Genomic DNA, 24,793 nt, shown 5'->3' on the forward strand with positions numbered 1-24,793 from the left:
AAGGGCTCAAGAGTGGCCGAGGCGTCGCGGAGGGCGGCGCGTCCCCACGGTGAAGGAGCCCTTGATGCGTGTGCTGGTGTGCGGTCTGCTCGGTCTGGCGGTGCTGACCGGCTGCGGAGGGGCTCCGGCGGGACAGGCCGCCCCGGCGTCCGGCGGGGGCGAGGCCGGGGCGGACAAGCTCCGCGAGCGGGAGACCGTCATCGCCACCTGCATGAAGCAGAAGGGCTTCGCCTACACGCCCTCGGTCAGCCGCCCGGCGCCGCCCCACGCCGACCCGGCCGACTACGAGGCGATGAAGGCCGAGCGGAGCAGGAACGGCTTCGGCGTCTTCTCCGCGATCGTCTACCCCAAGCCTACCGAGACCCGGGCCCCCGACCCCAACCAGGCCACGCTCGACGGGCTCTCCGGCCCCCGGCGGGACGCCTACCAGAAGACCATGAACGAGTGCCGGGTCAGCGCCCTGCGCCAGGTCAACGGCCTGAAGGTCACCTCGCTCGCCGACTACCAGGACCAGATGAGCACCGAGATCGAGAACATCGACAAGGCGCTCGACGGCGATCCGAAGCTGGTGGAGCTGGCCGGGCCGTTCGCGGAGTGCCTGAAGTCCAAGGGCGAGCGGGTGACCTCCGCCCGGCCGCTGGCGCTGAGCGCGCGGGGGTCGATGCTGTGGGGCGAGCAGGCCGACCGGCTCGGCAAGGCGGGCGAGGTCACGGCCGCCGCGGCCCGGCCGTACCTGGCCAAGGAGATCAGGTCGGCGCTGGTCGACCTGGAGTGCGGCAAGGACTTCTACGCGGCCTTCGTCCCGCTGCAACGGCGGCTCACCAACGAGGCGCGGGTGAAGTACGGGTTCCAAGAGCAGTGATGCGCACTCCTCGCGGCAAGTTGCTGCTCGTGCTGGTCGTGGTCCTGGCGGTCGCCGGGACCGGCTGGGGGGTGGGCACCCGGCTGCGCTCCCCGGCCGACGAGGCGGCGGCGCGCAGGCCGCCCGTGCCGTCGCTGGTCACCGTCGAGGTCGAGCGGCGCAGGCTGGTCGCCACCGTCGTCGTCAGCGGCACGCTGGAGTACGGCTCCCCGCGTGCGGTGTCGCTGGCCGGTGTGGTGGGCGGGATGGCGGGCGGCGGCGAGGCCGTCCAGCGGGCCACCCGTGCCCCCCGGCGGGGGAAGCTCGTGGAGGGCGCGGTGCTCATGGAGGTGAACGGGCGACCGGTGTTCGTCTTCGCGGGCAGGGTGCCGATGCACCGCGGCATCGTCCCCGGCGCCGAGGGGGACGACGTCCGGCAGTTGCAGAAGGCGCTGCGCCGGCTCGGGCACCGCGTGCCGGTGACCGGCGTGTTCGACCAGGCGACCGTCGCGGCGGTGTCGCGCTTCTACGCCCGGCGCGGCTACGAGGCCCAGCAGCCCACCCTGGAGCTGCGGCAGCGGCGCGACGAGCTGGCGCGGTCCGTGCGGACCGCGCGGGAGGTGCTGGCGACCGAGAGCAAGGCCCTCGACCAGGGCATGGACGTGCTCCCGCTGAAGCTCAGGGTGACCGGCGCCCGCCGCGACCTGAAGGAGGCCGAACAGGCGCTGAAGAGCGCGCGGGCCCAGGACCGCACGGCCGGGGACGCGGCCGGGGACGCGGCCGGCGTCGAGGCCGCCGAGAGCGCCGTGCGGGCGGCCGAGGAGCGGCTGCTGGCGGCCGAGCAGGAGCTCGCCCAGGCCAGGGCGACGCCGACCGCAGCGCCCACCACCGGGCCCACCACCGGGCCCACCACAGCGCCCACCACAGCGCCGACCACCGGGCCGGCCGCGGCGCCCGGCTCCGCCCCCACGGCGGGGTCGCCCGCCGACACCCGCCTGCTCGAACTGCGGGTCGCCAACGCCCGCGCGGACCTGGCCGCCGCCCGGTCGGCGCTGGAACGCGCGCGGGCGGCGGCCGGAGCGGCGCGGGCGAAGCGGCTGGCCGGGCTGGAGAAGGCCGTACGGGCGGCGCGGGAGGCCGTGGCCGTCGCCGAGCAGGCGCTGCGGCAGGCCAGGCAGCTCTCCCCCGCCAGGCTGAAGGTGGCCAACGCGCGCAGCGACCTGGCCGCGGCGCGGGCGTTGCTGGCCGAGTTCTCCCGCACCTACGGCACCACCGTGCCGCCCGGCGAGATCGTCTTCCTGCCCAGGCTGCCCGTCCGCCTGCACAAGCCGGCCGTCAAGGCGGGCGAGCCGGTGGACAAGGCGGTCGCCACGGTCACCGGCGCCGGCTTCGTGGTGTCCGGCTCGGTGGACGCGGCCGAGGCCGAACGGGTGCAGGCGGGACTGGCCGCGAGCGTCGAGACCGACTCCGGCACGACCGTCCCCGGCACGGTGACCGCCGTCGCGGGACGTGACGCGAAGGGCGCCGTCCCGGTGACGGTCACGCCCGCCTCCGCGAAGGGGCTGCGCGCGCTCGCCGGGCAGCCTGTCACGGTCCGCGTGACCATCCTCGCCACCGGCGGGGAGGTGCTCGTGGTCCCCGTGGCGGCGGTCGTCACGGCGGCGGACGGCCGGGCCCGGGTGCGGGTGGAGACCGCGCCCGGCCGGACCGAGGAGGTGCAGGTGCGAACCGGCCTATCCGCCGACGGGGCCGTGGAGGTGACCGGCGACCTCCGGCCGGGCGAGCGGGTGGTGGTCAACAGTGGCTGAGCCGGTGATCCACCTCCGCGAGCTGACCAAGGAGTTCCCCGGCGATCCCCCCGTCCGCGCGCTGTCGTCGGTCGACCTGCGGGTCGAGCGGGCGGACTACGTGGCGGTCGTCGGCCCGTCGGGGTCGGGGAAGTCCACCCTGCTCAACACCCTGGGCCTGCTCGACCGGCCGACCAGCGGCAGCTACCGGCTCGACGGCATCGAGACCACGACGCTGAGGGAAGGGGCGCGCACCGCCGTCCGCGGGGGCCGGATCGGCTTCGTCTTCCAGTCCTTCCACCTGCTGCCGCACCGCAGCGTCCTGGAGAACGTCATGCTGGCCGAGGTCTACGGCGCCGCTCCGCGCGCCGGACGGCGGGACCGCGCCGTGCGCGCCCTCGATCGGGTGCGCCTGTCGCACCGGGTGGACTTCCTGCCCGGCAGGCTGTCCGGCGGCGAGCGGCAGCGCGCCGCCATCGCCCGCGCCCTGCTGGGCGAGCCGTCGCTGCTGCTGTGCGACGAGCCCACCGGCAACCTCGACAGCACGAACACCGGCGCGGTGCTCGACCTGTTCGACGAGCTGCGCGCCCAAGGGATGACCATCGTCGTCATCACCCACGAGACCGAGGTGAGCGACCGGGCCGGACGCCGGGTCCGCATCACCGACGGCGTCCTCACGGAGGAGTAGACGTGCACCCGCGCGACCTGCTGACCGAGGCCGTGGCGGGCCTGCTGGCCCGCCCGATGCGCTCGGCCCTGACCACGCTGGGCACCGTGCTCGGCATCACCACGCTCGTGGTGACCCTGGGCGTCGCCGCGACGGCCGGCAACCAGATCGTCGGCCGCTTCGACGAGCTGACCGCCACCTCCGTCACGGTCGAGGTCCCGGCGCACCCGTTCCCGCTGGTCGGATGGGCCGATGTGAGCCGGGTGACCCGGCTGCGCGGGGTGGTCGCGGCCGCCGCGCTCGCCGAGTCCGACCGCAGCGCCAACCTCGTCGTCCGCTCCAACGACGTCGTGGACCCGGCCCGCGTCACCGACCAGACGCTGACCGTGGTCTCCAGCAGCCCCGGCCTGCCGGCGGCGGTCAAGGGCAGGATGATCGAGGGTCGCTACTTCGACGCCGGGCACGTCGCCCGGGGTGACCGGGTCGTCGTGCTGGGCCAGCAGGCGGCCCGGCTGCTCGGCATCACCGGGCTGGACCGGGCTCCGGCCGTGTTCATCGGCACCCGGGCGTACACCGTGATCGGGGTGCTCGGGGATCTCCGGCGGGAGAGGAGCCTGGCGAGCGCGGTCATCCTGCCGCCCACGGCCGGCCGGCCCTACGGCCTGGACACCGTGACCCGCGTCGTGGTCGACACCGCGCTCGGGGCCGCCGAGCTGATCGCCCGGCAGGCGCCGGCGGCGCTCAGCCCCGGCAACGAGGCCCTGCTCCAGGTCATCTCGCCGCCCAGCCCCACCAGGGCCCGCGACGCGGTGGAGGGCGACGTCAACGCCCTGTTCCTGATCCTCGGGCTGGTCTCGCTGGTCGTCGGCGCGGTCGGCATCGCCAACGTCACACTGGTGACCGTCATGGAACGCGTCGCCGAGATCGGGCTGCGCCGGGCGCTGGGCGCGGCGCGCCGCCACATCGCGGCGCAGTTCCTGCTGGAGTCCACGCTGACCGGGTTGATCGGCGGCGTGCTGGGCGCGTCCGCAGGGATCCTGGTGATCGTCGGGGTCTGCGCGGTCAAGCAGTGGACGCCCGTCCTGGACGTCGGGCTGGCCGTCCTGGCGCCGGTGGCCGGGGCCGTCGTCGGGCTGCTGGCGGGCCTGTATCCGGCCCTGCGCGCCGCCCGGATGGAACCGGTCAATGCACTTCGCTAGGTATGGTGCGATTTCATGACATCCCTGCTGCTCGTCGAGGACGACACCGTGATCCGCACGTCGCTGGGCATGGCCCTGGAACGGTACGGCTACCAGGTGACCACGGCGGCCGACGGGCTCGACGGGCTGGAGGCCGCCCGTACGGGCGATCACGACCTGCTGCTACTGGACGTGATGCTGCCCGGCCTCGACGGCATCAGCGTGTGCCGCAGCATCAGGGAGACCAGCCAGGTGCCGATCCTGATGATGTCGGCCCGCGGCGACGGGCTGGACATCGTGGCCGGGCTGGAGGGCGGCGCCGACGACTACGTGGTCAAGCCGGTGGACCTGCCGGTGCTGGTGGCCAGGATCCGGTCGCTGCTGCGCCGGGCCACCTTCGCGCGTACGCCGGCCGCCGGGCCCGAGGCCGGGGCGGCCGTGCTGGAGTTCGGGGACCTGAGCGTGGACACCGGCGCGCTGGAGGTGCGCCGGGCCGGTCGGCGCGTCGAGCTGTCGCCGACCGAGCTGCGGCTGCTGCTGGAGTTCGCCGCCCATCCCGGCATCGTGCTGGAACGGGCGACGCTGCTGCGCAACGTGTGGGACTACGGATGGGACGGCGACAGCCGCGTGGTCGACCTGTGCGTGCAGCGGCTGCGCAGGAAGATCGGCGCCGAGCGCGTCGAGACCGTGCGCGGGTTCGGCTACAAGCTGGCCGTCACGTGAATCCGGCCTCGCTGCGCTGGAAGATCGCCGCACTCGTCACGCTCGCCGCGACCGTCGTCGCCGCCGTGGTGGGGCTGCTGGTGCACCGGGCGACCTGGCAGCGGGCGCTCGACCTCGGCCAGGCTCGGGCCGAGGTGGCCCTGGAGGAGTCGCTGGCCGCCGGGACCGCCGAGGACGTGGTGCCCGTCGCCGAGCTCCCCGACGCCCTGGCCGATCGGCTGCGATCCGGCCGGCGGGTGGTCTGGTACGGGCTCGACCACCGGGACGAGCCGTGGATGTGGGCGGTCCAGCCGAACGGCGGCGGCGGCGAGGTGAGGAGCGTGCGGATCGCGATGGGCTCCGAAGTGCTCGGCCTCCAGGCGCTCGACCGGAACATGGCCAAGGCCGGGCTGCTCGCCCTGGCCGGGGTGGTGCCGCTGTCGGTGCTGGCGGCCGAGCTGCCCAACCGGCGGCTGCGGCGGGTCGCGCGCACCGCCCGCAGGATCGCCGGGGGCGACCTGGCGGCCCGGACGGACGCCCGCGGCCGGGACGAGATCGCCCGCATCTCCGCCGCCGTGGACTCGATGGCGGCGAGCCTGCAGCACCGGCTGCTGGCCGAGCAGCGGTTCACCGCCGACGTCGCGCACGACCTGCGCACCCCGCTGATGGGCCTGGTCGCCGTGGTCGAGCTGCTGGACGAGGGCGAGGTCACCGATCTGGTGCGGGACCGGGTCCGGGTGCTGCGGACGCTGGTGGAGGACCTGCTGGAGGTGTCCCGGCTGGACGCCGGGGCCGAGGTCGCCGAGCGGGTGCGCGTGCCGCTGGCCGGGCTGGCCGCGGAGTCGGCGTCCCGGGTGGGGGTCGAGGCGCGGGTGCTGGCCGACGGGGACCCGGTGGCCGAGACCGATCCGCGGCGACTCGACCGGATCCTGGCCAACCTCGTGCTCAACGCCCATCGGCACGGCGCGGCGCCGGTGGAGATCGCGGTCGGCGACCACGTGATCGAGGTGCGCGACCGGGGGCCGGGGTTCCCGCCGGAGCTGCTGGCCGACGGGCCGCGCCGGTTCCGCACGGGCGCCGCCGAGCGGGGCCGCGGGCACGGCCTGGGGCTGACGATCGCGCTGGGCCAGGCCCGGGTCATCGGTGCCGAGCTGACCCTGGCCAACGCCCCGGACGGCGGCGCGGTCGCCGTCCTCCGCCTCCCCGCGGGTTGATGCCGGGCTGATACCTCCCGGCGGGTTGATGCCGGGCTGATACACGGCTGAGCGCGGACGGATGCGCGGCCACGGCCGTACGGACACGGCGGTCGCGCAACCTGGCCGGTATGCGACGTTCCTTGATGTTTCTGCTGCTGGCGGGTGTTCTGTCGGGCTGTGCCGGGGCTCCCCAGGTCACCGGGGACGCGTCCCTGCCGTGGCCGCAGGAGGGGCAGGCGGCGGTCGAGGTGGCCGGCGTGGGCAGCCTGGGCGTCAGCGGCGACCCGCGGCCGGTGCCGATCGCCAGCGTGACGAAGGTGATGACCGCCTACGTGATCCTGCGCCGCCACCCGCTCCGGCCCGGCGACGACGGCCCGCCGATCACCGTGGACCGCACGGCGGCCGAGGAGTCGTTGTCGCGGCTGGAGTCGACCGTCCCGCTCGTCCAGGGCCGGACGGTACGGCTGCGGCGGCTGCTGGAGCTGATGATGGTGCCCTCGGGCAACAACGTGGCCCGGCTCCTGGCCCACTGGGACGCCGGTTCCCAGGAGCGCTTCGTGGCCCGGATGAACGCCGCCGCACGACGCCTGGGCATGGCGGACACCACGTACACGGGGGCCAGCGGCAACGAGGACACCACCGTCAGCACCGCCGCCGACCAGCTCAGGCTGGCCAGGGCGGCGATGGGCGACCCGGTGCTGCGGGCGGTGGTGGCCCAGACCGACACGTCCGTCCCTGGGGACGCCCGGCGGCTGCACAACACCAACACGCTGCTGAACAGGCACGGCGTCATCGGCATCAAGACCGGCTCGGGCACGGCCGCGGGCGGCAACCTGATGTGGGCCTCGCGCGTACGGGGGCATCTGGTGCTCGGCGTCATCCTCGGCCAGGCCGCGCACACCGACCCGGCCGCCGCCAAGGCGGCGGCGCTGGAGGCGGGCGGGCGGATGAGCGCGGCGGTCGAGAGGTGGCTGCTCGACCGGTCGCGATGACGTGACCGGGCCGGGATCAGCAGTTCAGGCCGCTGACGATGCCCAGCTGGGGTGTCGGGTTGACGACCGCGCAGCCGTAGGTGCCGGACGGGATGGTGATCGACCCGGCTCCCGAACCCTCCCCGGTGCAGCCGGAACCCAGGATGTGGTAGCCCACGACGCTGCCCAGGTAGGTGCGGGAGCCGCCGGAGCAGACCCACGAGCCCATCGCGTGCGCGGACGACGCGGGCAGGGAAGCCCCGGCGAGGGCGAGGGCCGAGACGACGGCGAGCCGTCGCACCAGCATGATCATGACGTTCCCTTTCCTCCGAAGGGACGGCGGCACCTCTTCCCTGCCCCGCGACCCGCCGCGCGCCACCCGGGAACGCTGTCCACTATCGGACGCGATCCGCCGTCAGGGACGGTCCTTCGAGGCCCTGGGCAGAGCGAGCACGGCCACCGCCCCGGCGGTCACGAGGCCGGCGCACGCCCAGAACGCCAGGGCGTACCCGGACGTCGGCGCGCCGGTGGGGGCCGCGGCCAGGGTGGTCAGCGCGGCCAGCCCAAGGGAGCCGCCGACCTGGCGGGCGGAGTTGAGGATGCCGGACACCAGCCCCGCCTCGCCGGGGGCGGCGCCGGCCGTGGCGGTCATCGCGATCGGGGCCGAGGTGAGCCCCAGCCCGCCGGTGACGAGCACGCCCGGCAGCACGATCCCGGCGAGCAGGCCGCTCTCCGGCGTGACGACGGCCTGCCAGGCGAACCCCGCCGCCGAGACCAGCGCGCCCGTGGCCAGCAGCGGACGCAGCCCGACCCGGCCGGCCAGCCACGGCGTGGCCTTGGCGGCGACGACGACGGCGAGGGTGTGCGGCAGGAACGCCAGGCCCGCCTGGAGCGCGCTGTAGCGCAGCACCTGCTGCATGTGGAGCGACAGGAAGTACCAGAGCGCGAAGCCCGCGGCCCCCAGCAGGAACTGCACGAGGAGCGCGCCGGACACCGCGCGGGCCCGGAAGATCCGCAGCGGCATCAGCGGCGCCCGCGCGAACCGGGCCTGCACCAGGATGAACACGCCCAGCGCCAGCACGCCCACGCCCATCGGGACCAGCGCGCGCGCCGAACCCCACCCGTGCGCGGGGGTCTGCAGCACGCCCAGCTCCAGCGCCGACAGCCCGGCCGTCACCGTGATCGCGCCGGTCAGGTCGAGCCCGCGGGCGCCGGTGTCGCGGCTCTCGGCGAGCAGGCGCAGCGCGGCGATGACCGCGACCGCCCCGATCGGCGCGTTGATCAGCAGGATCCAGCGCCAGGACAGGTGGTCGGTGAGCAGCCCGCCGGCCAGCGATCCCGCCGCCCCGCCGACCGCCCCGACCGCGCCCCAGGTGGCGATGGCCCTGGCCCGCGCCGGACCGGCGGGGATCGTGGTGGTGAGGATGGTCAGCGTGGCCGGGGCGACCACGGCCGCGCCGAGCCCCTGGCACGCCCGCGCGGCGATCAGCACCTCCGGCGTGGTGGCGAGCCCGCCGGCCAGGCCGGCGACCGCGAACACGGCCAGGCCCGCGACGAAGGTGCGCCTGCGGCCGTAGAGGTCGGCCGCCCGGCCGCCCAGCAGCAGGAACCCGGCGAAGGTGAGGAGGTAGCCGTTGACCACCCATTGCAGCCCCTCGGCGCCCAGGCGGAGGTCGGACTCCATGGCGGGCAGCGCGACGTTCACGATCGACACGTCGAGGACCATCATGAACTGCGCCAGGCAGACCAGGGCGACGATCGGCCAGAGGGGGCCGGGCGGCCGGGCGGCGCCCCGCCCGGCCGGTGGCGCCTCCGCGGTGTTCGTCATGATCGGAGATCTCGTCGAGGGGGCCCGCGGGGTCACACGACGGCGACGGCGTCGACCTCGACGAGGCATCCCGGGTTCAGGCCGGCCACGACGTGCACCGTGATGGCGGGCGGCGCGTCGGCCCGGTTCCACACCTCCTGGAAGGCGGCCACTCCCTCGTCGAACGTGTGGCCGTCCAGCACGGCGATGCGCCAGTGCACGACGTTCGCCAGGCTCGCCCCCTCGCTCTCCAGGATCGTCCTGAGGTTGCGGAACACCTGCCTGGCCTGCTCCCCCACCGTGGGGCCGACGACCTTGCCGTCGCGGCCGACGCCGTTCTGGCCGCCGATGTAGATGGTCTTGGCCGGCTGCTCGACCACGACGGCCTGGCTGAAGGCCGGGCTGCGGTGCAGGCCCTCGGGGTTGACGTGCCGTACGCCCATGTTCTTTCTCCTCACGTTCTGAAACCGGTTTAAGAGGTTTCGTTGCGACACCAGTTATAGTGGTGTCATGCGCGTGAACGCAACCGGACGGGTGCTGCACGATCCCAAGGGCGGGTCGTTCAGGTTCGACGCCGGCGCCCTCTGCCTCGACTTCGCCCACACCGGCGGCGAGGGTCAATATGCGATCTTCGAGACCCTGCACGAGCCCGCCGACCTGGCCGAATGGCTGGCCCAGCCGCCGCTGACAGCGATCATGACGGCCCCCGTGACCGTCGGCGAGCTCGCCGACGCCAAGGCCCTGCGCCAGGCGATCTGGGACGCGGCGCACGCCCAGGCGGCGCGCCGCCCCCTGCCCGCCGGGGCGATCACGGTCATCAACCGGGCCGCGACGGCCCCGCCCCTGGTCCCCGAACTCGCCGCCGACGGCGTCACCGCCGGATGGGCGTCACCGGTGCGGGCCCCCCAGGCGCTGTCCGCCATGGCGCGGGAGATGATCGAACTGCTGTCCGGGCCGCTCGCCGAACGCATCCGCGAGTGCGCGAGCGACGACTGCCCGCTGGTGTTCGTCGACACCTCGCGCCCCGGCGCCCGCCGCTGGTGCGCGATGGAACGCTGCGGCAACCGCCACAAACTCCGCGCCCTGCGCGCCCGCCAGGCCCTGGAGCCGTGACGAGCGGCCGTCAGGCGCACGCCCGCCGGGAGCGGCATGCGGACGCCGCCCCCGGCGGCCCCGGGCGGCCCCGCGCGGACTAGGGCCGGTCGAGGCTCGACAGACCGTTGACCGCGACCTCGATCCCGCGCCGCCCGGCGGCCAGGACGTCGTCCTCCGAGCCGCCCTGCTCCTGGGCGACCATGCCGGCCACGGCCAGCGCGCCCATGAAGCTGCCGACCGCCGCCCCCGCCGACACCGGGTCGAGCCCCGGATAGACCTCGCACAGCGCCCTGGCCAGCCGGGGCTGGGTCTCCATCATGAGCGTCAGGCCGCGGGCGCGCAGCGCGGGCTCGGCGACCATCAGCCGCGCCCGCAGCGGCGACAGCGCGAAGCCGAGCTCGTCGTCCTCGGCCAGGCTGCGCACCATGGCCTCGAACATCCGGCTCAGCAGCTCCCCCAGCGGCTCTCCCGGCCGCCGCCCGGCGATCGCCTCCAGCATCACCCGCTCGCGCTCGCCCGCCTGGAGGAAGAGCACGTCCTCCTTGCTCGCGAAGTACGCGAAGAAGGTGCGGGGCGCGACGTCGGCCGCCGCGGCGATGTCGGCGACGGTGGTCTGCTCGTACCCCCGCTCTGCGAACAGCCGGACGGCCGCCTCCAGCAGCGCGCGGCGGGTGCGGGCCTTCTTGCGTTCGCGATGACCTTCCACGGCGCCACCCTACTGCATGCCCTGCTTTTATGCATAGGTTGCAAATTCGCAGTCTCTGCGGTTTTCTGAGGGCATGGACATCCTTCAGAGCCTGCCGCTCGACCGCGAGGACCCGTTCGAGCCGCCCGCCGAGCTCGCCCGGCTGCACGGCCCGCTGCACCGCATGATCTACGCCGACGGCCGCCCCGGCTGGCTGGTCACCGGCCACGCCGAGGCCCGCGCGGTGCTCGACGACCCGCGCTTCAGCAACACCTCCCAGGGCGCCGCGCCGCCGATCAAGGAGCTGGCGCCGCCCGAGGGCCTGGCCGACCTGGTGGTCCCGCCGGGCTTCTTCATCGCCATGGACGACCCCGAGCACGCCCGCTACCGGCGGCTGCTCACCGGCCGCTTCAGCATGCGCAGGATGCGGCTCCTGGAGCCCAGGATCCAGGAGATCGTCGACGCCCGACTCGACGAGATGGCCGCGGCCGGAGCGCCCGCCGACCTGGTCGGCGCGTTCGCGCTGCCGATCCCGTCGCTGGTGATCTGCGAGCTGCTCGGCGTGCCGTACGACGAGCGCGCGCGTTTCCAGGACACCACCGCGCGCGCGGTGAACCTGGACAACTCCGCCGAGGAACGCGGCGCGGCGGGCGCCGAGCTGATGGGCTACCTGTCCGAGCTGGTCACCCGCAAGCGGGCCGAGCCTGCCCAGGACCTGCTCGGCGAGCTGGTCTCCGGCGGCGAGCTGAACCACGAGGAGCTGACCGGGGTGGCCACCCTGCTGCTGACCGCCGGCCACGAGACCACCGCGAACATGCTGGCCCTCGGCGCGTTCCTGCTGCTGAGCCGTCCGGAGCAGGCGGAGCTGGTGCGCACCGACCCCGGCGTGGCGGCGACCGCCGTCGAGGAGCTGATGCGCTACCTCAGCATCGTGCACATCGGCCCGATCCGGGTCGCGCGGGCCGACATGCCGCTCGCCGGGCGGACGATCAGGTCCGGGGAGACCGTGACGCTCTCCCTGCCGGCCGTCAACCGCGACCCGGCCCGCTTCCCCGACCCGCACCGCTTCGACGTCACCCGCGAGGCCGGGCCGCAGCTCGGCTTCGGCCACGGCATCCACCAGTGCCTGGGCCAGCAGCTCGCCCGCCTGGAGATGCGGCTGGCCTTCCCCGCGCTGCTGCGCCGCTTCCCCGGGCTGCGGCTGGCCGTGCCCGCCGAGGAGGTGCCGCTGCGCCCGCGCGCCACGATCTACGGCCTGGCGTCCCTGCCGGTCACCTGGTGAGGCCGCCGCGTTTGACGTGCCCTCCGGCCGTGCAGAGAGCATGACGGACGAAGACGATCACGGGAGGCGCGCATGGCCGGCACCGACGGCGGGATCAGGCTGTGTCAGGTGGTGCTCGACTGCACCGACGCCAGGGCGCTGGCGGAGTTCTACCGGTCCCTGCTGGACCTGGTCTACCGGCCCGGCGACGAGCCGCCGCAGGCGGGCGCCGACGACGAGCGCGGCCGCGACTGGCTCGTGCTGCGCACCAGGGACGGCGCGCCGCAGCTCGCCTTCCAGCAGGTCGAGACGCTTCCGGAGGCGACCTGGCCGGAGCCCGGGGTGCCCCAGCAGCTCCACCTCGACCTGACCGTGCCGTCGGTCGAGAGCCTGCTGGAGCAGCACGAACGCGTTCTGCGCCTGGGCGGCCGGCTGCTGCTGGACCGGATCGACGACGACGAGGAACCCCTGCGGGTCTACGCCGACCCGGCCGGGCACCCGTTCTGCGTGTTCGTCTCCCGGCGGGGCTGACCGTCCGGCGGGAGCGGTCAGCGCGCCGGCGAGAAGACCAGCGTGGCGTTGTGGCCGCCGAAGCCGAACGAGTTCGACATCACCGGCCCCCTCGCGATCGGGCGCGGCACGGGCGCCGCGTCGATGTCGCAGCGCGGGTCGAGCCGGTCCAGGTTGGCGGTCGGCGGGGCCGTGCACTCGGCCATCGCCAGCACGCACGCCACGGCCTCGATCGCCCCGGACGCGCCGAGGGCGTGCCCGGTCACCCCCTTGGTCGAGCTCACCGGCACGGCGGCGGGCCCGAAGACGCGGCCGATCGCCTGGGCCTCGGCCAGGTCGTTCAGCTCGGTCCCGGTGCCGTGGGCGTTGACGTGCACGATGTCCTCGGGCGCCAGGCCCGCGTCGGCGAGCGCGGCGTCCATGCACCGCCGGGCGCCCTCGCCGCCGGGCGCGGGGGCCGTCAGGTCGTGGGCGTCGCTGGTGCGGCCGTAGCCGGACACCTCGGCGTGGACGCGCGCCCCGCGGCGCACGGCGTCGTCGAGGCGTTCCAGGACGAGGAACGCGGCCCCCTCGGCCAGCACGAACCCGTCGCGGTCGGCCTCGAAGGGGCGGCAGGCGGCCTCGGGGTCGTCGTTGCGGACCGACAGGGCCCGGCACCGGCTGAAGCCGTGCAGCATGCCGGGGGTGACGTTGGCGTCCCCGGCCCCGGCCACGACCAGGTCGGCCGAGCCGTCGCGGATCAGCCGGACGCCCTCGCCGATGGCGTGCGCGCCGGAGGCGCAGGCGGTGACCACGGACATGCTCGGCCCGCGGATCTCGTACCGCATGCCGATGGCGGCGGCGCCGGCGTTGGGCATGATCTTCGGGATGAAGATCGGCGACAGCCGCAGCGCGGCCGGACCGGGCGTGTCGAGCAGCGCCGACTCGTAGGTCTCGGTGCCGCAGAACGAGCTGCCCGCCACCACGGCCCGGCGCTCGGGCGGCACCCGCGGATGACCGGCGTCGGCCAGGGCGTCGCCCGCCGCGCACACCGCCAGCAGCGACGCCCGGTCCAGCCGCCGGGCCTGCCGGTCGGTCAGGTACGCCGAGACGTCCAGCTCCGGCACCTGGCAGGCGAAGCGCACCGCGAGCGCGGACGTGTCGAAGGACGTGATGGCCCGTGCCGTCGAGCGCCCGCCGAGCAGCGCGTTCCACAGCTCCTTGGGGCCGGAGCCGGCGGGCGTGCGCAGGCCGAGCCCGGTCACCGCGACCCGGGGTCGCATCAGCCGCCCACCGCCGTCAGGTGGCGGCGGATGACGGCGACCATGTCGGCGACGGTCCGCACCCGCTGGAGCCGGTCGTCGGCGAAGGTGCCCCACTCGTCCTCGACCACGGCGTGCAGCTCGGCGAAGTCGAGGCTGTCGGCGTCCAGTTCCTCGCGCAGGTCGGTGTGCGGGCCGATCTGGGCCGGGCTGACGCCCAGGACCCGCGCGCAGTGGCCGCGGAGCACGTCTGTCATCTGGTCGTCGGTCATGGTGCCGTCCGTTCTCTCGGCGGATGGGGGGCGTGTCCGAGTGTGCTCCAGGAGTGCGGGCGGGTCCGGGTATGACACCTCAAATGTCCATCAAGCCGGGCCCAGAGCGTCCCTCACCCGCGACTCGGTCAGCGCGGCCAGCGCCGCCCGGTCCGCGCGCGGCCGTCCGGTGAGCTCGGGGCGCACGGGGGGCAGGAACGTCACCTCGGCCACCAGGTTCCGGGTCGCGACCACGCGCAGCAGCGAGACCGGCAGGGAGTCCGCGCCGATCCAGGCGGCGCGGGTGGAGGGCGCGCCGGCCTCGCGGTAGCGCAGCGCCACCGGCCGGACGGTCGCGCCCGCCTCGACGGCGGCCTGGAACAGGGCCGGGTGGAAGGCTCCCATGGCCTGCCCGCACCAGGTGGTGCCCTCGGGGTAGGCCAGCACCGCGTCCCCGTCGCGCAGCGCGGCGGCGACGGCCGTGATCGCGGCGGGCAGCCCGGCCGGCCGGTCCTTGTCGATGAACAGCGTGCGGTGGGCCGCGGCCAGCGACCGGACCAGCGGCCACCGTCCGATGTCCCGTTTGGCGAGCTGGCGGGCCGGCGTGAGGGCCGCCATGATCAGCGGGTCGGCCCACGAGATGTGGTTGCTCACCAGCAGGGTGCCGTGCCCGTCCAGGGCGGGGACGCCGCCGGGGATCCGCACCGTGATGCCGAGCGCGCGCACGATCAGGCCCATGGCCCTGCGGGCCAGGCGTGCGCGCAGGGCCCCGGCGCGGCGGGCGGGCATCGCCGACAGCGTCAGGGCGGCCCCCAGGGCCAGCGCGCAGCCCAGGAGGCGGACGGCCCGGCGCACCGGCCCGGCGGCGGCGACCGGCGGCCGCACGCACGCGTCCGGCGTGCACGGCGACAGCCCCGGCCCGGACGGCGGCCGCTCGTGGCGGTGGTCCTGATCGCGGATGGTCGTCACGGTGTGCCCGCGGGTGTGCCCGCCGGCGCCGCGGGCTCCGTCCCGTCCGGGCCGCCCGCGGCGGCGCCGACGGGGACGCGCGGCGGGTCGCCGGGAGAGCCGCCGCTCCCCCGCCGGCCGCGCAGCAGCCGGGGCGACCACCAGTTGACGGGCCCGGCCAGGCGCATCACGGCGGGCACGAGGAGCGTGCGGATCAGCGTGCAGTCGACCAGGACGGCCACCGCGATGCCCACCCCGATCATCTTGAGCACGGCCAGGCCGGAGGTCGCCACGGCGGCCATGACGACGGCGAAGATGACGGCGGCCGAGGTGAACAGCCGCCCGGTGTGCTGCAGCCCGGTGGCGACCGCGGTGGCGGTGTCGCCGCGGTCGCGGTACTCCTCGGTGATCCGGGACAGCAGGAAGATCTCGTAGTCCATGGACAGGCCGAAGGCGACGCAGAAGATCAGCGTGGGCATGAGGGCGTCGATGCTGCCGGTGGCGGTGAAGTCGCCGACCAGCGCGCGCAGGTGGCCGTCCTGGAAGACGTGGACCAGGGCGCCGAAGGTGGCGGTGAGGCTGAGCACGTTCATCACCAGGGCCTTGACGGCCAGCACGACGCTGCGGGTCAGCAGCGTCACCATGGCCAGGGTGGCCAGCGCGATCAGCGCCAGGGCCGTGGGCAGCGTGCCGGCGATGCTCTGCCTGATGTCGTCGAGCTCGGCGCCCGGCCCGGCGAACAGCGCCTGGCCCGGGGCCGGGATCGCGCGCAGGCGCCGGACGAGCTCGCTGTTGGCCACCGAGTACGGCTCGTGCGCGGTGGTGACGAGCAGCCAGGTGCCCGCCTCGCCGGTGAACCGGCGGCCCGGCCCCGGCACGGTGGCGGCCCTGCTGTAGGAGCCGCCGGCCGTGTCCACCCGGAGCACGCCGTCGGTGGCGGCCAGGCGCCTGGCGTAGCCGTCCAGCGGGCCGGCGGAGTTCTGCCCGGTCATCCGCAGCTCCGGCAGCACGATCATGGTGCCGCCGACGACCTGCTGCCCGCCGAACTGCGCGCGCAGCGCCTGCGCCGCGCGGGCGGCGGGCGCGTCGGGCGGCAGGATGCGGTCGTCCAGGGTGCCGAAGCGGGCGCCCAGGAACGGCGCGCCCATCGCCAGCAGCAGCGCGGTGGTGGGCACGGCCACCGCCAGCGGGCGGCGCATGACGGCGACCGCCAGGCGGTACCAGGGCCCGTCCTCCACCGGCGGCGCGGACCGGCGCGCGGCGTTCCACGGGCCGGGCACGGGAAGCCGGTTGACCCGGTCGCCGAGCAGGGTGAGCACGGCCGGGAGCACCACGAGGCTGGCCGCGGCCGCCGTCAGGCTGATCGTCATCCCGCCGACGGCCAGCGAGCGCAGGATGGTGAACGGGAACAGCAGCAGCGCCGACATGGACAGCGCCACGGTGGCCGCCGAGCAGGCCATGGCCCGGCCGGTGGTGCGCATGGTGACGGCGACGGCCTGGACGGCGTCCTGGCCGTGGGCGAGCTGTTCGCGGAAGCGGGTGACGATGAACAGGCTGAAGTCGACGGCCAGGGCGAAGCCGAGCGCGCTGGAGATGCTCAGCGCGAACACCGAGATCTCCATGACCTCGGTGAGCAGGCGCAGCACGGCCATGGTGGCGATCACCGCCAGCGCGCCGATCAGCACCGGCAGCAGGGCGGCGACCAGGCTGCCGAACACCACGCACAGGATGGCCAGGGTCAGCGGCGCGGCGATCAGCTCGGCGGTGCGCAGGTCGGTCTCGCTGCGGTCCTGCGCCTCGACGCGCACCTGGGCCTCGCCCGTGGCGGTCAGCGACAGGGGGCCGTAGCGGCCGTGCAGGGAGTCCATGATCCGGCGGGCGGCGGCGTTGCGGGCGGCGTTGTCGCCGCTCAGGTGGGCCAGGACGACCGCCGCGCGCCCGTCGCCGCTGCGCAGCCCGGGCTCGTGGCCGCGCCAGTACGAGGTGACCCGCCACACGCCGGGATCGGCCGAGACGCGTTCGGTGAGCCGCGTCCCGGCGGCGTCGATCTCGGGGTCGTCGACCGGGCGCGCGGCGCGGGCGATCAGGACCAGGTCGGCGTTGCCCGCGTGGAAGGCGTCCTGGAGGATGTCGTCCGCGCGCAGGGACTGCGATCCGAGCGGCACGATGTCGCCCAGCACGAGCCGGTCGTGCACGTCCAGGCCGGCCACGAGCGAGACGGCGAACGTGACGGCCGCGCCCCAGAGCACGACCCGTCGCGGCCACCTCCGCCCACGGCCGGACGGCGGCGAATTGCCCCACATCGGTGAATCCTTACGTCGAGTAACGGTCGGTCGAGGCCGCCGCGCACGCGCTCCCCCGCGGCGCGGGCCTGTGTGGTCAGTTGTGTGCGGTTGGCTTGTGCGCTCAGTCGAGGCCGGCGCGTACGCGTTCCTCGGCGGCGCGGGCCAGGGCGGCCCGTCCGCGCGGCCCGCGGGCGGGCGCGGGCGGCGGCAGGAGCGGGGTGAGCCGCACCTCGGCCCGCAGCCGTCGCGTCCCGGCCACCCGGACGACGGACCCGGTCACCGAGTCCTCGCCCACCCAGCTCCCCCGGCTCGACGGGCTCGGGCCCTCGTAGTAGCGCAGGACGGCCGGGCACACCGCCGCCCCCGCGTCGATCGCCGCCTGGAAGACCGCGGGCCGGAACGTGCCGACCTCGCGCCCGCAGGACGTGGTGCCCTCGGGGAAGACGGCGACCGTCTCCCCGGCCAGCAGGGCGTCGCGGATCAGGCCCACCGCGGCGGGCAGCGTGGACAGGCGTTCCCTGTCGATGAACAGCGCCCCGCAGGCCGCGCCGAGCGTCCCGATGAGCGGCCACCGGCGCACCTCCCGCTTGGCCAGCAGGCGGCAGGGCAGCGCGGCCAGCATGACCAGCGGGTCGAGCAGCGAGACGTGGTTGGCCACGACGAGCACCCCGGCCGCCGCCCCCGCGAGGTCCGCCGGACCGGCGACCTCGACCCGGACGCCGAGCGCGCGCAGCAGCAGCCGGGCCGCCGCCTGCGCGGTCCTGGCCCGCCAGAGCCTCGGCGCGGCCCCCATGGCGAGGAAGGCGGGCAGCGCGGCCAGCAGCACCAGCAGGGCGGCGCACAGCCGGGCCGCGCGGCGCGTCCGCCCGGCGGCGACGGCCTCCTCCGGCAGGCACGCGCGCACCGAGCACGGCGCCCGCGCCAGCCACGGGTTGATCTCCACGCGCCGGCCGGGGCCGGCGACGTGCCGCCACGTCGCACGCCCCCGCCCCGCCCCGGCGGGCGCCCCGACGGGCAGCACGACGGATGACACAGCTGGCGGCACCACGGGCGGCGTGACAGACGGCGCTGCGGGTGGAGTCGGATGGGACACGCGGGACTCCCAGACGGTGATCGGCGAGCTTGCCCGAGCGGCGCTAACGGCAGCGCGAGACGGCGGCGGGCGGCAGGTCGCGCCGGACCGGCCCCGGAACGTGGACCGTTCCAATCCTTGTGTGGGTGCCCCGGCGCCGGGACGGGCGGATATGGGGCGGATGTGAGCTTTGGGCGATTTCTTGCGACTGCACGATCATGAGCGTCCCGAATTCGGAGCGGGCTCGGCACCGGCGGCCTGACCGCGGGGTGACAAGCGGATGATGATCCTGTTAGTGCAGGTTAAGCGCCATCCGGCGGAGAGCGCCGAATTTGCGCCACGTGTCGCCCGACCTTGGCAGAACACTCCCCAAGCCGTCCCAGCTCATGACCTGAGCCCCATAACCTGACAAGGTGATCTACGCAAAGACGCCCCTCACCCCCGAGATCCGTGCCGCCGCCTCCCGGGCCTGGGGCGCCGAAGGAGAGGGCGAGCGGCTGCACGGCGGGGAGGAGTCGGCCGCCTACCGCCTTGGCGACCACGTCGTCCGGGTGGGCCCGGCCGCGCGCGGGGTGGCCGAGTCGGAGTGGTGCCACGCCGTCGCCCGGCACGCCGCCACCACGCTCCCCGAGGCCGTCGCCCCGCTGGCCACCGCGGGCGGCGCGACGGTGGTCGTCGTGGCGGGGCGGCCGATCTCCTGCTGGCCCTACGTCGAGGGCGAGTGGCCCGACTCCGACGTCCCGGCGCAGCGGGAGGCGGGCGCGCGGCTGCTGGCCAGGCTCCACCGCGCGCTGGCCGGTCTGCGTCCGGGCCCGCGTCCCGTGCCCGCCTTCCAGGAGTCCGGCCTGTACGGCGACCCGCCCCCGGACGCCGCCGACCTGCACGACCCCGTCCTCGACCGCTGGCTGGCGGCCTTCCACGCCGGGCATCCCGTACGCCACCCGCTGCACGGCGACTACTACACCGGCAACACCCTGGCCAGGGACGGCCACATCGTCGCCGTCCTCGACTGGGACGAGACCTTCGTCGGCGCCCCCGAGCTGGAGCTGGCCGCCGCCGCGCTGGAGTGGGGCGACGACCTGACCGGCCCCAGCAAGGAGTTCGTGGCCGCCTACCACGAGGAGGGCGGCACGGCGGCCCCCCTCGACGACGAGTCGCTCGCCCAGCTCGTCCGGCACAAGCTGCGCAGGGAGCACGCCTACTTCCGCAAGGCCGCCGCGGCGGGCGTGCCGCACGACGAGGAGGACCTCGACTACCACCGGGCCCGGGTCGAGCTGTTCCACCGGCTGCGTCCCTGACCCGTGCGGCCCGGGTCAGAAGTAACGCAGCCAGACGTACACCCAGGCCAGGGCCGTGCTGCCCAGGGTGACGACGATGCCGTACCGGGTGAACTGCCAGAAGGAGATCGGGTTCCCGGTGCGGGCGGCGATCCCGAGGGCCACGACGTTGGCGCTGGCGGCGACGGCGGTGCCGTTGCCGCCGAAGTCGGCGCCGAAGGCGAAGGCCCACCACAGCGCCTGCCCGGTGGACGCGTCCGGTGCGGCGGCGGCCAGTTCCTCCACCACCGGCGCCATCGTCGCCACGTACGGGATGTTGTCGAAGAACGCCCCCAGCACGCTGGAGCCGAACAGCAGCGAGGTGGCCGCGGCGAAGTAGTTGTCGCCGAACAGGTCGATGGTGGCGCGGCCGATGGTCTCCATCATGCCGGTGTGCACCAGACCCGCGACCATGACGAACAGCCCGGCGAAGAACACCAGCGTGGGCCATTCGACCTCGCGCAGCACGTCCCCGAGCTCGACCCGGCAGACCAGCAGCATGACCCCCGCGCCGACCAGGGCGATGATCGAGGGCGCCAGGTGCAGCACGGAGTGCAGCGCGAACGCCGTCACCACGCCGGCCAGCACCGTCATCGACCGCGCCAGCAGCGCGGGGTCGGTGATGGCCCGCCGCTCCTGCAGCGCCATCACCTTGGCGACGTGGTCGGCGTTGTAGTGGAACGACCGGCGGAACAGCGGGTAGGTGAGCAGCACGAACACGCCGAAGATCACCACGACCGCGGGCGCCATGTGGACGAGGAAGTCGTTGAACGTCAGCCCCGCCCGGCTGCCGATGATGATGTTCGGCGGGTCGCCGATCAGCGTCGCCGCCCCGCCGATGTTGGAGGCCAGCACCTCGGCGATCAGGTACGGCTGCGCCGGGATGCGCAGCCGCCCGCACACCATCACCGTCACCGGCGCGACCAGCATGATCGTCGTGACGTTGTCCAGGAACGGCGAGGCCACGGCGGTGATGGCCATCAGCATCGCCATCAGCCGGTACGGCCGCCCCCGCGAGCGTTTGGCCGCCCAGATCGCCAGGTAGTCGAACAGCCCGGTCTGCTTGATCACCCCCACGATGATCATCATGCCGAGCAGCAGGAAGATGACGTTCCAGTCGATGCCCGCGTGCCCTGAGGAGAACACCTCCTCCCCCGGCGTCAGCCCCAGCACGGTCATCAGGCCGGCCGCCACCAGGACGACCTTGACCTTGTCGGCCTTCTCGGTGGCGATGAAGAAGAACGCCACCACGAAGATGGATAGGGCCAGGATCGCGCTCATGCGGATCAGTCCGGAAGGCTCGTGATGGCCAGGCTGGTCAGCAGGCGTTCCAGCGTGATCGCCCCCGTGAGGGTGGCGTCCGGGCCGAGGACGGCGACCAGCGGGCTGCGCGTGCGGGCCATCAGCGCCGCCACCTCCAGCAGGGTCGCGTCCGGCGGCACGGTGACGGGCCGCGCGGGCGGCCTGGGCAGGCAGTCGCCGACGGTCAGGTGGGCGAGCTCCTGCCAGAACAGCTCGGCGTCGCTCTCGTCGAGGGTGCGGGCCAGGGCCTGGTCCTCCTGGTACGTGCCGGGGATGGCCAGCCGCAGCACCTGCGTGCCCGGCAGCACGGTCGCCGGCCTGCCCCGCTCGTCCACCACGATGAGTCCGGGCAGCCGGTTGACCACCATCAGGCGCACGGCGCGTCCCACGGAGTCGCGGGCCGTCACGGTCGGCAGGGTGACGGCGATGTCCTGTGCTCGCATGGCACCGTCCACGGTGGTCGAAGTGGTGGGAAGACGACGGTTCGCGCCGGTTCGGGGCACGGTCGTATGACGGATCTTGATGGGGAGCCTCCAGCGGGGGCATGGGCGAAGGTCACAAAGGCGGCCGGGACGGCTCAGGCGCTCTGCCCCGGCCACGGGACGGCGGCCGGCCCCCGGCGCGGCCCGCGCGTCAGATGGCCCCGGGGGACGGACCGCGACCCGCGGGCGGGCAGGAGGAGAAGCGGTCCTGCCGCCGCGGCTCGGAGAAGGTCCGTGCCACGCATCGCCCACCTCCTTACGGTCCGTCCCTGTTTTCCGGGGAGACCATGCCATCACCGCGCGGGGGGCCGCGCCCATCGGGTCCGGCCCCCATATCGGGTGGGGGCGCGACCGTATTCGGGCCGGGTCAGTGGACAGCGCGGGCGGCGAACGCCCAGGCTGAAGGCATGAGAGACGCCGTCGCCACCGCGCCGGAGCCGCCTGGCCGCACCCCGGCCCAGGCGTTGTTCCGCCGCCTGTTCGTCATCAACGCGCTGGTCTTCGCCGCGGGCACGTTCGTGCTGGCGCTGTCCCCCGCGACGGTCTCCTCACCGGTGCTGCTGACCGAGGTCCCGGTGCTGCTCATCGGCCTGGCGCTGATCCTGGCGGCGAACGCGTTCCTGGTGCGGGCCAGCCTGGCCCCGCTGACCTCCCTGACCGCCCTCATGCGGCGGGTGGACCTGCTGCACACCCACGACCGGCTGCCCGCCGGCAACCGGGACCTGCGCAGCGTCACCGACACCTTCAACCAGATGCTCGACCGGCTGGAGGAGGAGCGCAGCGTGGCCAGCGCCCAGGCCCTGGCCGCCCAGGAGGCCGAACGCGGCCGCATCGCCCGCGAGCTGCACGACGAGATCGGCCAGAGCCTGACCGTCGCGCTCCTGGCGCTCAAGCGGGTGCGCGACCGGGCGCCCGCGGAGCTGGCCGACGAGCTCGGCCACGCCCAGGAGGCGATCAGGACCAGCCTGGACGAGGTGCGCCAGGTCGCCCACCGGCTGCGCCCCGGCGTCCTGGAGGACCTCGGGCTGGCCAGCGCCCTCACCGCGCTGGCCACCGACCTGTCGCAGACCGGCACGGTCGAGGTCACGCGTAAACTGGCCGCGGGGCTGCCGCCGCTCAGCTCCGAGGTCGAGCTGGTGCTCTACCGCATCGCCCAGGAGAGCCTGACCAACGTCGCCCGCCACGCCCAGGCCACCAGGGCGACGCTCACGCTGACGCCCGACGACGGCGACCTGGTCCTGCGCGTCACCGACGACGGCCGGGGCGGCATCGGCGAGCCGGGCGCCGGCATCCGCGGCATGCACGAGCGCGCCCTGCTCATCGGGGCCCGCCTGAGCGTGCACTCGCCGCCCGGCGGCGGCACCGAGATCGTCCTCACCGTCCCCGGCGCGGCCAAGGAGAACGCCCGATGACCCGCATCCTGCTCGCCGACGACCACGCGCTCGTCCGCCAGGGCGTCCGCCTGATCCTGGACGCCGAGCCCGACCTGACCGTGGTCGCCGAGGCGGCCGACGGGGCCGAGGCGGTGGAGGCCGTCCGCACCCACGACATCGACCTGGTCGTCCTGGACATCGCCATGCCGCGCATGACCGGCCTGCAGGCCGCGCGGGAGATCTCCCGCCGCCGGCCCGGCATCCGCCTGCTGATGTTGTCGATGTACGACAACGAGCAGTACTTCTTCGCCGCGCTCAAGGCGGGGGCCTGCGGCTACGTGCTGAAGTCGGTGGCCGACCGCGACCTCATCGAGGCGTGCCGGGCGGCGATGCGCGGCGAGCCGTTCCTCTACCCGGGGGCGGTCACCGCGCTGATCCGCGACTACCTCCACCGCCACCGGCACGGCGACCCGCTGCCCGACAGCCTGCTGACCGCCCGCGAGGAGGAGATCGTCAAGCTCATCGCCGAGGGCCACTCCACCAAGGCCATCGCCGACACCCTGGTCATCAGCCCCAAGACCGTCGACCGCCACCGCAGCAACATCCTGGCCAAACTCGGCCTCAACGACCGGCTCGACCTGACCCGTTACGCCATCCGCGCCGGCCTGATCGAACCCTGACCTCGGCGGACGGACGCGCCCCTGGGTCCCGCGGCCCCGGCGGCCCGGCCGGATGGAGCCCGCGGGCGCAGTTCCATGAGACGATCGAGATCATGATGGGTCCGTTGGGCGCGAGCAGTGACGTCCTCCACGCCTCCCTTTCGTCCTGTTGTGCTCCGGCACGGGCCGCCGCCGACCCTGCCGCCGATCCCGTCGTCGTGCCGGTCGTGTGCTGAGCATGGCCGAGGACACCGTCGCGTCCTGGGGCGCGCTCACCGGTCAGGAGGCCCGCGGCCTCGTCTCCCGCATCGAGGGGCTGCGTCCGCGGCGCGGTCCCGGCGACGGGGGCGAGGTCCCCGCGGCCGACGTCGACGTCGTCGAGGGGCTGGGTCCGGCGGCGGCCGGCGTGGCGGCGGCCTGGCTGCGCGAGCGGCCGTCCCCGGCCCTGCGGCGGACGCGGCTGCGGGTGCTGGCCTCCTACCTGCGGTGGTTGCGCGGGCAGGATCCCGGCGGCGACGTGCTGGGGGCCGGGTCGCAGGTCGACGCCTACTGCCTGGCCGCGCTCACCGCCGGTCTGGCGCCGTCCGGCCGGCCGCTGGCGCGCGCGACGGTGATCCGCAGGCGGGCCGTGCTGGCCTCGTTCTACGCCTTCGCCGGACGGCACGGGCCGGCTCTCCCGGCGCCGGCCGCTCACCCGCCCACCCCGGCCGAGCGGCGGCTGCTGCGCGGCGGGGTCGCCCTGCTGGCCGAGGAAGGGCGCTTAGCCGAGGCCGTGGCCGTCGGGCTGCTGGAGTCCACCGGCGCGTCCGTCGACGCGCTGGCCCGGCTGACCCCGTGCGACGTGCACCTGGTGGGCGCCGGCGACCCCGTGCTGATCACCCTGCACGACGGGCGGGGCGACATCGTCGCCTTCCCGCTCGCCCCCTACCTGCGCCGCCCGCTGCGCCGCCTGTGCGGCGACCGGCCCGCCGACCACCCGCTGCTCACCGGCGAGGCGGGCCGGCGGGTCGACCTGGCCTGGACGCGGGCCGCGCTCACCGAGGCCGCGATCGCCGCCGGCCTGCCCCGGCCGCGGGCCGAGGGCCTGCACCCGCACCTGCTGCGCGCCCTGACGGTGACCGAGCTCGGCGGGTCGCCCTGGCGAGCCTGACGACGACGAGCCCT

The 24,793-nt window shown here is 74.9% G+C and carries 25 protein-coding genes; 14 read left to right on the forward strand and 11 right to left on the reverse strand.

Annotated elements, in window-relative coordinates:
• The first annotated feature begins 64 nt into the window (after positions 1-64).
• From ACFYUV_RS17745 to ACFYUV_RS17775, 7 genes are all read left to right on the forward strand, one after another.
• Positions 65-862: a hypothetical protein gene (locus ACFYUV_RS17745; protein WP_387669645.1), complete on the forward strand. Its 798-nt coding sequence runs from the start codon at positions 65-67 to the stop codon at positions 860-862.
• Positions 862-2,649 carry a peptidoglycan-binding protein gene (locus tag ACFYUV_RS17750; protein WP_387669646.1) on the forward strand — a complete coding sequence of 596 codons (1,788 nt, stop codon included), beginning with the start codon at positions 862-864 and terminating at the stop codon, positions 2,647-2,649. The genes ACFYUV_RS17745 and ACFYUV_RS17750 overlap by 1 nt, the downstream gene beginning before the upstream one ends.
• Positions 2,642-3,316: an ABC transporter ATP-binding protein gene (locus tag ACFYUV_RS17755; RefSeq protein WP_387669647.1), complete on the forward strand. Its 675-nt coding sequence runs from the start codon at positions 2,642-2,644 to the stop codon at positions 3,314-3,316. Before ACFYUV_RS17750 ends, ACFYUV_RS17755 begins: the two co-directional genes overlap by 8 nt.
• 2 nt (positions 3,317-3,318) lie before the next feature.
• Positions 3,319-4,494, forward strand: a complete 1,176-nt coding sequence (locus tag ACFYUV_RS17760) for an ABC transporter permease (protein WP_387669648.1) — start codon at positions 3,319-3,321, stop codon at positions 4,492-4,494.
• Positions 4,495-4,509: 15 nt separating this feature from the next.
• A complete protein-coding gene (cseB, locus tag ACFYUV_RS17765; protein WP_358301409.1) occupies positions 4,510-5,196 on the forward strand; it encodes a two-component system response regulator CseB in 687 nt (228 codons plus the stop codon).
• Positions 5,193-6,389 carry a sensor histidine kinase gene (locus tag ACFYUV_RS17770; RefSeq protein ID WP_387669650.1) on the forward strand — a complete coding sequence of 399 codons (1,197 nt, stop codon included), beginning with the start codon at positions 5,193-5,195 and terminating at the stop codon, positions 6,387-6,389. The genes cseB and ACFYUV_RS17770 overlap by 4 nt, the downstream gene beginning before the upstream one ends.
• 110 nt (positions 6,390-6,499) lie before the next feature.
• Complete coding sequence (locus ACFYUV_RS17775; RefSeq protein ID WP_387669652.1) at positions 6,500-7,363, forward strand: D-alanyl-D-alanine carboxypeptidase family protein; 864 nt, start codon at positions 6,500-6,502, stop codon at positions 7,361-7,363.
• Positions 7,364-7,379: 16 nt separating this feature from the next.
• On the opposite strand, the gene ACFYUV_RS17780 is transcribed toward ACFYUV_RS17775, so the two are convergent.
• The 3 genes from ACFYUV_RS17780 to ACFYUV_RS17790 form a co-directional block, all read right to left on the reverse strand.
• Positions 7,380-7,655 (reverse strand): hypothetical protein, encoded by a 276-nt coding sequence (locus tag ACFYUV_RS17780; protein ID WP_387669654.1) that lies wholly within the window; start codon positions 7,653-7,655, stop codon positions 7,380-7,382.
• 102 nt (positions 7,656-7,757) lie between these two features.
• Positions 7,758-9,170, reverse strand: a complete 1,413-nt coding sequence (locus ACFYUV_RS17785; protein ID WP_387669656.1) for an MFS transporter — start codon at positions 9,168-9,170, stop codon at positions 7,758-7,760.
• A 32-nt stretch (positions 9,171-9,202) separates the two neighbouring features.
• Positions 9,203-9,592, reverse strand: coding sequence for a RidA family protein (locus ACFYUV_RS17790; protein ID WP_387669658.1), 390 nt, complete (start codon positions 9,590-9,592; stop codon positions 9,203-9,205).
• Between the two features lie 67 nt (positions 9,593-9,659).
• Here ACFYUV_RS17790 and ACFYUV_RS17795 point away from each other — a divergent pair, with 67 nt between their 5' ends.
• A complete protein-coding gene (locus tag ACFYUV_RS17795; protein ID WP_387669659.1) occupies positions 9,660-10,262 on the forward strand; it encodes a CGNR zinc finger domain-containing protein in 603 nt (200 codons plus the stop codon).
• A gap of 79 nt (positions 10,263-10,341) precedes the next feature.
• Here the strand turns inward: ACFYUV_RS17795 and ACFYUV_RS17800 are convergent, their stop codons facing one another.
• On the reverse strand, positions 10,342-10,950 hold the full coding sequence (locus tag ACFYUV_RS17800; protein WP_387669660.1) for a TetR/AcrR family transcriptional regulator: 609 nt from the start codon (positions 10,948-10,950) through the stop codon (positions 10,342-10,344).
• 73 nt (positions 10,951-11,023) lie between these two features.
• Between ACFYUV_RS17800 and ACFYUV_RS17805 the strand changes: the two genes are divergently transcribed.
• Both ACFYUV_RS17805 and ACFYUV_RS17810 read left to right on the forward strand, forming a co-directional pair.
• On the forward strand, positions 11,024-12,211 hold the full coding sequence (locus tag ACFYUV_RS17805; protein ID WP_387669662.1) for a cytochrome P450: 1,188 nt from the start codon (positions 11,024-11,026) through the stop codon (positions 12,209-12,211).
• A gap of 72 nt (positions 12,212-12,283) precedes the next feature.
• Positions 12,284-12,721 carry a VOC family protein gene (locus ACFYUV_RS17810; RefSeq protein WP_358301434.1) on the forward strand — a complete coding sequence of 146 codons (438 nt, stop codon included), beginning with the start codon at positions 12,284-12,286 and terminating at the stop codon, positions 12,719-12,721.
• 17 nt (positions 12,722-12,738) lie between these two features.
• On the opposite strand, the gene ACFYUV_RS17815 is transcribed toward ACFYUV_RS17810, so the two are convergent.
• From ACFYUV_RS17815 to ACFYUV_RS17835, 5 genes are all read right to left on the reverse strand, one after another.
• Positions 12,739-13,962, reverse strand: coding sequence for a beta-ketoacyl-[acyl-carrier-protein] synthase family protein (locus ACFYUV_RS17815; RefSeq protein WP_358301437.1), 1,224 nt, complete (start codon positions 13,960-13,962; stop codon positions 12,739-12,741).
• Positions 13,962-14,213, reverse strand: a complete 252-nt coding sequence (locus ACFYUV_RS17820) for an acyl carrier protein (protein ID WP_387669664.1) — start codon at positions 14,211-14,213, stop codon at positions 13,962-13,964. The genes ACFYUV_RS17815 and ACFYUV_RS17820 overlap by 1 nt, the downstream gene beginning before the upstream one ends.
• A gap of 90 nt (positions 14,214-14,303) precedes the next feature.
• The gene (locus ACFYUV_RS17825; protein WP_387669666.1) at positions 14,304-15,161 is read right to left on the reverse strand and encodes a lysophospholipid acyltransferase family protein; all 858 of its coding nucleotides are present in this window, start codon (positions 15,159-15,161) and stop codon (positions 14,304-14,306) included.
• The gene (locus ACFYUV_RS17830; protein WP_387669667.1) at positions 15,158-17,389 is read right to left on the reverse strand and encodes an MMPL family transporter; all 2,232 of its coding nucleotides are present in this window, start codon (positions 17,387-17,389) and stop codon (positions 15,158-15,160) included. The genes ACFYUV_RS17825 and ACFYUV_RS17830 overlap by 4 nt, the downstream gene beginning before the upstream one ends.
• Positions 17,390-17,546: 157 nt before the next feature.
• Positions 17,547-18,458 carry a lysophospholipid acyltransferase family protein gene (locus ACFYUV_RS17835; RefSeq protein ID WP_387669668.1) on the reverse strand — a complete coding sequence of 304 codons (912 nt, stop codon included), beginning with the start codon at positions 18,456-18,458 and terminating at the stop codon, positions 17,547-17,549.
• 452 nt (positions 18,459-18,910) lie between these two features.
• Between ACFYUV_RS17835 and ACFYUV_RS17840 the strand changes: the two genes are divergently transcribed.
• Positions 18,911-19,795, forward strand: coding sequence for a phosphotransferase enzyme family protein (locus tag ACFYUV_RS17840; RefSeq protein WP_387669670.1), 885 nt, complete (start codon positions 18,911-18,913; stop codon positions 19,793-19,795).
• A gap of 15 nt (positions 19,796-19,810) precedes the next feature.
• Here the strand turns inward: ACFYUV_RS17840 and ACFYUV_RS17845 are convergent, their stop codons facing one another.
• Positions 19,811-21,094 carry an SLC13 family permease gene (locus tag ACFYUV_RS17845; RefSeq protein WP_387669671.1) on the reverse strand — a complete coding sequence of 428 codons (1,284 nt, stop codon included), beginning with the start codon at positions 21,092-21,094 and terminating at the stop codon, positions 19,811-19,813.
• Between the two features lie 5 nt (positions 21,095-21,099).
• On the reverse strand, positions 21,100-21,558 hold the full coding sequence (locus ACFYUV_RS17850; RefSeq protein ID WP_358301452.1) for a CBS domain-containing protein: 459 nt from the start codon (positions 21,556-21,558) through the stop codon (positions 21,100-21,102).
• 446 nt (positions 21,559-22,004) lie between these two features.
• On the opposite strand from ACFYUV_RS17850, the gene ACFYUV_RS17855 reads away from it, so the two are divergent.
• The 3 genes from ACFYUV_RS17855 (at position 22,005) to ACFYUV_RS17865 (ending at position 24,779) form a co-directional block, all read left to right on the forward strand.
• The gene (locus tag ACFYUV_RS17855) at positions 22,005-23,009 is read left to right on the forward strand and encodes a histidine kinase (RefSeq protein ID WP_387669673.1); all 1,005 of its coding nucleotides are present in this window, start codon (positions 22,005-22,007) and stop codon (positions 23,007-23,009) included.
• Positions 23,006-23,650, forward strand: a complete 645-nt coding sequence (locus ACFYUV_RS17860; protein WP_352351471.1) for a response regulator transcription factor — start codon at positions 23,006-23,008, stop codon at positions 23,648-23,650. Before ACFYUV_RS17855 ends, ACFYUV_RS17860 begins: the two co-directional genes overlap by 4 nt.
• Before the next feature lie 217 nt (positions 23,651-23,867).
• Complete coding sequence (locus ACFYUV_RS17865; RefSeq protein WP_387669675.1) at positions 23,868-24,779, forward strand: hypothetical protein; 912 nt, start codon at positions 23,868-23,870, stop codon at positions 24,777-24,779.
• Positions 24,780-24,793 lie beyond the last annotated feature (14 nt).

The organism is Nonomuraea sp. NPDC003560, assembly GCF_042878785.1.
In the GTDB taxonomy this organism is placed as follows: Bacteria; Actinomycetota; Actinomycetes; order Streptosporangiales; family Streptosporangiaceae; genus Nonomuraea.

Bases quoted from the DNA above. Each gene is read 5' to 3' on its own strand.
- ACFYUV_RS17855 (WP_387669673.1), top strand. From the start codon at position 22,005: ATGAGAGACGCCGTCGCCACCGCGCCGGAGCCGCCTGGCCGCACCCCG.
- ACFYUV_RS17820 (WP_387669664.1), bottom strand. From the start codon at position 14,213: ATGACCGACGACCAGATGACAGACGTGCTCCGCGGCCACTGCGCGCGG.
- ACFYUV_RS17815 (WP_358301437.1), bottom strand. From the start codon at position 13,962: ATGCGACCCCGGGTCGCGGTGACCGGGCTCGGCCTGCGCACGCCCGCC.
- ACFYUV_RS17790 (WP_387669658.1), bottom strand. From the start codon at position 9,592: ATGGGCGTACGGCACGTCAACCCCGAGGGCCTGCACCGCAGCCCGGCC.
- ACFYUV_RS17795 (WP_387669659.1), top strand. From the start codon at position 9,660: ATGCGCGTGAACGCAACCGGACGGGTGCTGCACGATCCCAAGGGCGGG.
- ACFYUV_RS17775 (WP_387669652.1), top strand. From the start codon at position 6,500: ATGCGACGTTCCTTGATGTTTCTGCTGCTGGCGGGTGTTCTGTCGGGC.
- ACFYUV_RS17865 (WP_387669675.1), top strand. From the start codon at position 23,868: ATGGCCGAGGACACCGTCGCGTCCTGGGGCGCGCTCACCGGTCAGGAG.
- ACFYUV_RS17780 (WP_387669654.1), bottom strand. From the start codon at position 7,655: ATGATCATGCTGGTGCGACGGCTCGCCGTCGTCTCGGCCCTCGCCCTC.
- ACFYUV_RS17750 (WP_387669646.1), top strand. From the start codon at position 862: ATGCGCACTCCTCGCGGCAAGTTGCTGCTCGTGCTGGTCGTGGTCCTG.
- ACFYUV_RS17860 (WP_352351471.1), top strand. From the start codon at position 23,006: ATGACCCGCATCCTGCTCGCCGACGACCACGCGCTCGTCCGCCAGGGC.
- ACFYUV_RS17785 (WP_387669656.1), bottom strand. From the start codon at position 9,170: ATGACGAACACCGCGGAGGCGCCACCGGCCGGGCGGGGCGCCGCCCGG.
- ACFYUV_RS17845 (WP_387669671.1), bottom strand. From the start codon at position 21,094: ATGAGCGCGATCCTGGCCCTATCCATCTTCGTGGTGGCGTTCTTCTTC.
- cseB (WP_358301409.1), top strand. From the start codon at position 4,510: ATGACATCCCTGCTGCTCGTCGAGGACGACACCGTGATCCGCACGTCG.
- ACFYUV_RS17805 (WP_387669662.1), top strand. From the start codon at position 11,024: ATGGACATCCTTCAGAGCCTGCCGCTCGACCGCGAGGACCCGTTCGAG.
- ACFYUV_RS17745 (WP_387669645.1), top strand. From the start codon at position 65: ATGCGTGTGCTGGTGTGCGGTCTGCTCGGTCTGGCGGTGCTGACCGGC.
- ACFYUV_RS17850 (WP_358301452.1), bottom strand. From the start codon at position 21,558: ATGCGAGCACAGGACATCGCCGTCACCCTGCCGACCGTGACGGCCCGC.
- ACFYUV_RS17810 (WP_358301434.1), top strand. From the start codon at position 12,284: ATGGCCGGCACCGACGGCGGGATCAGGCTGTGTCAGGTGGTGCTCGAC.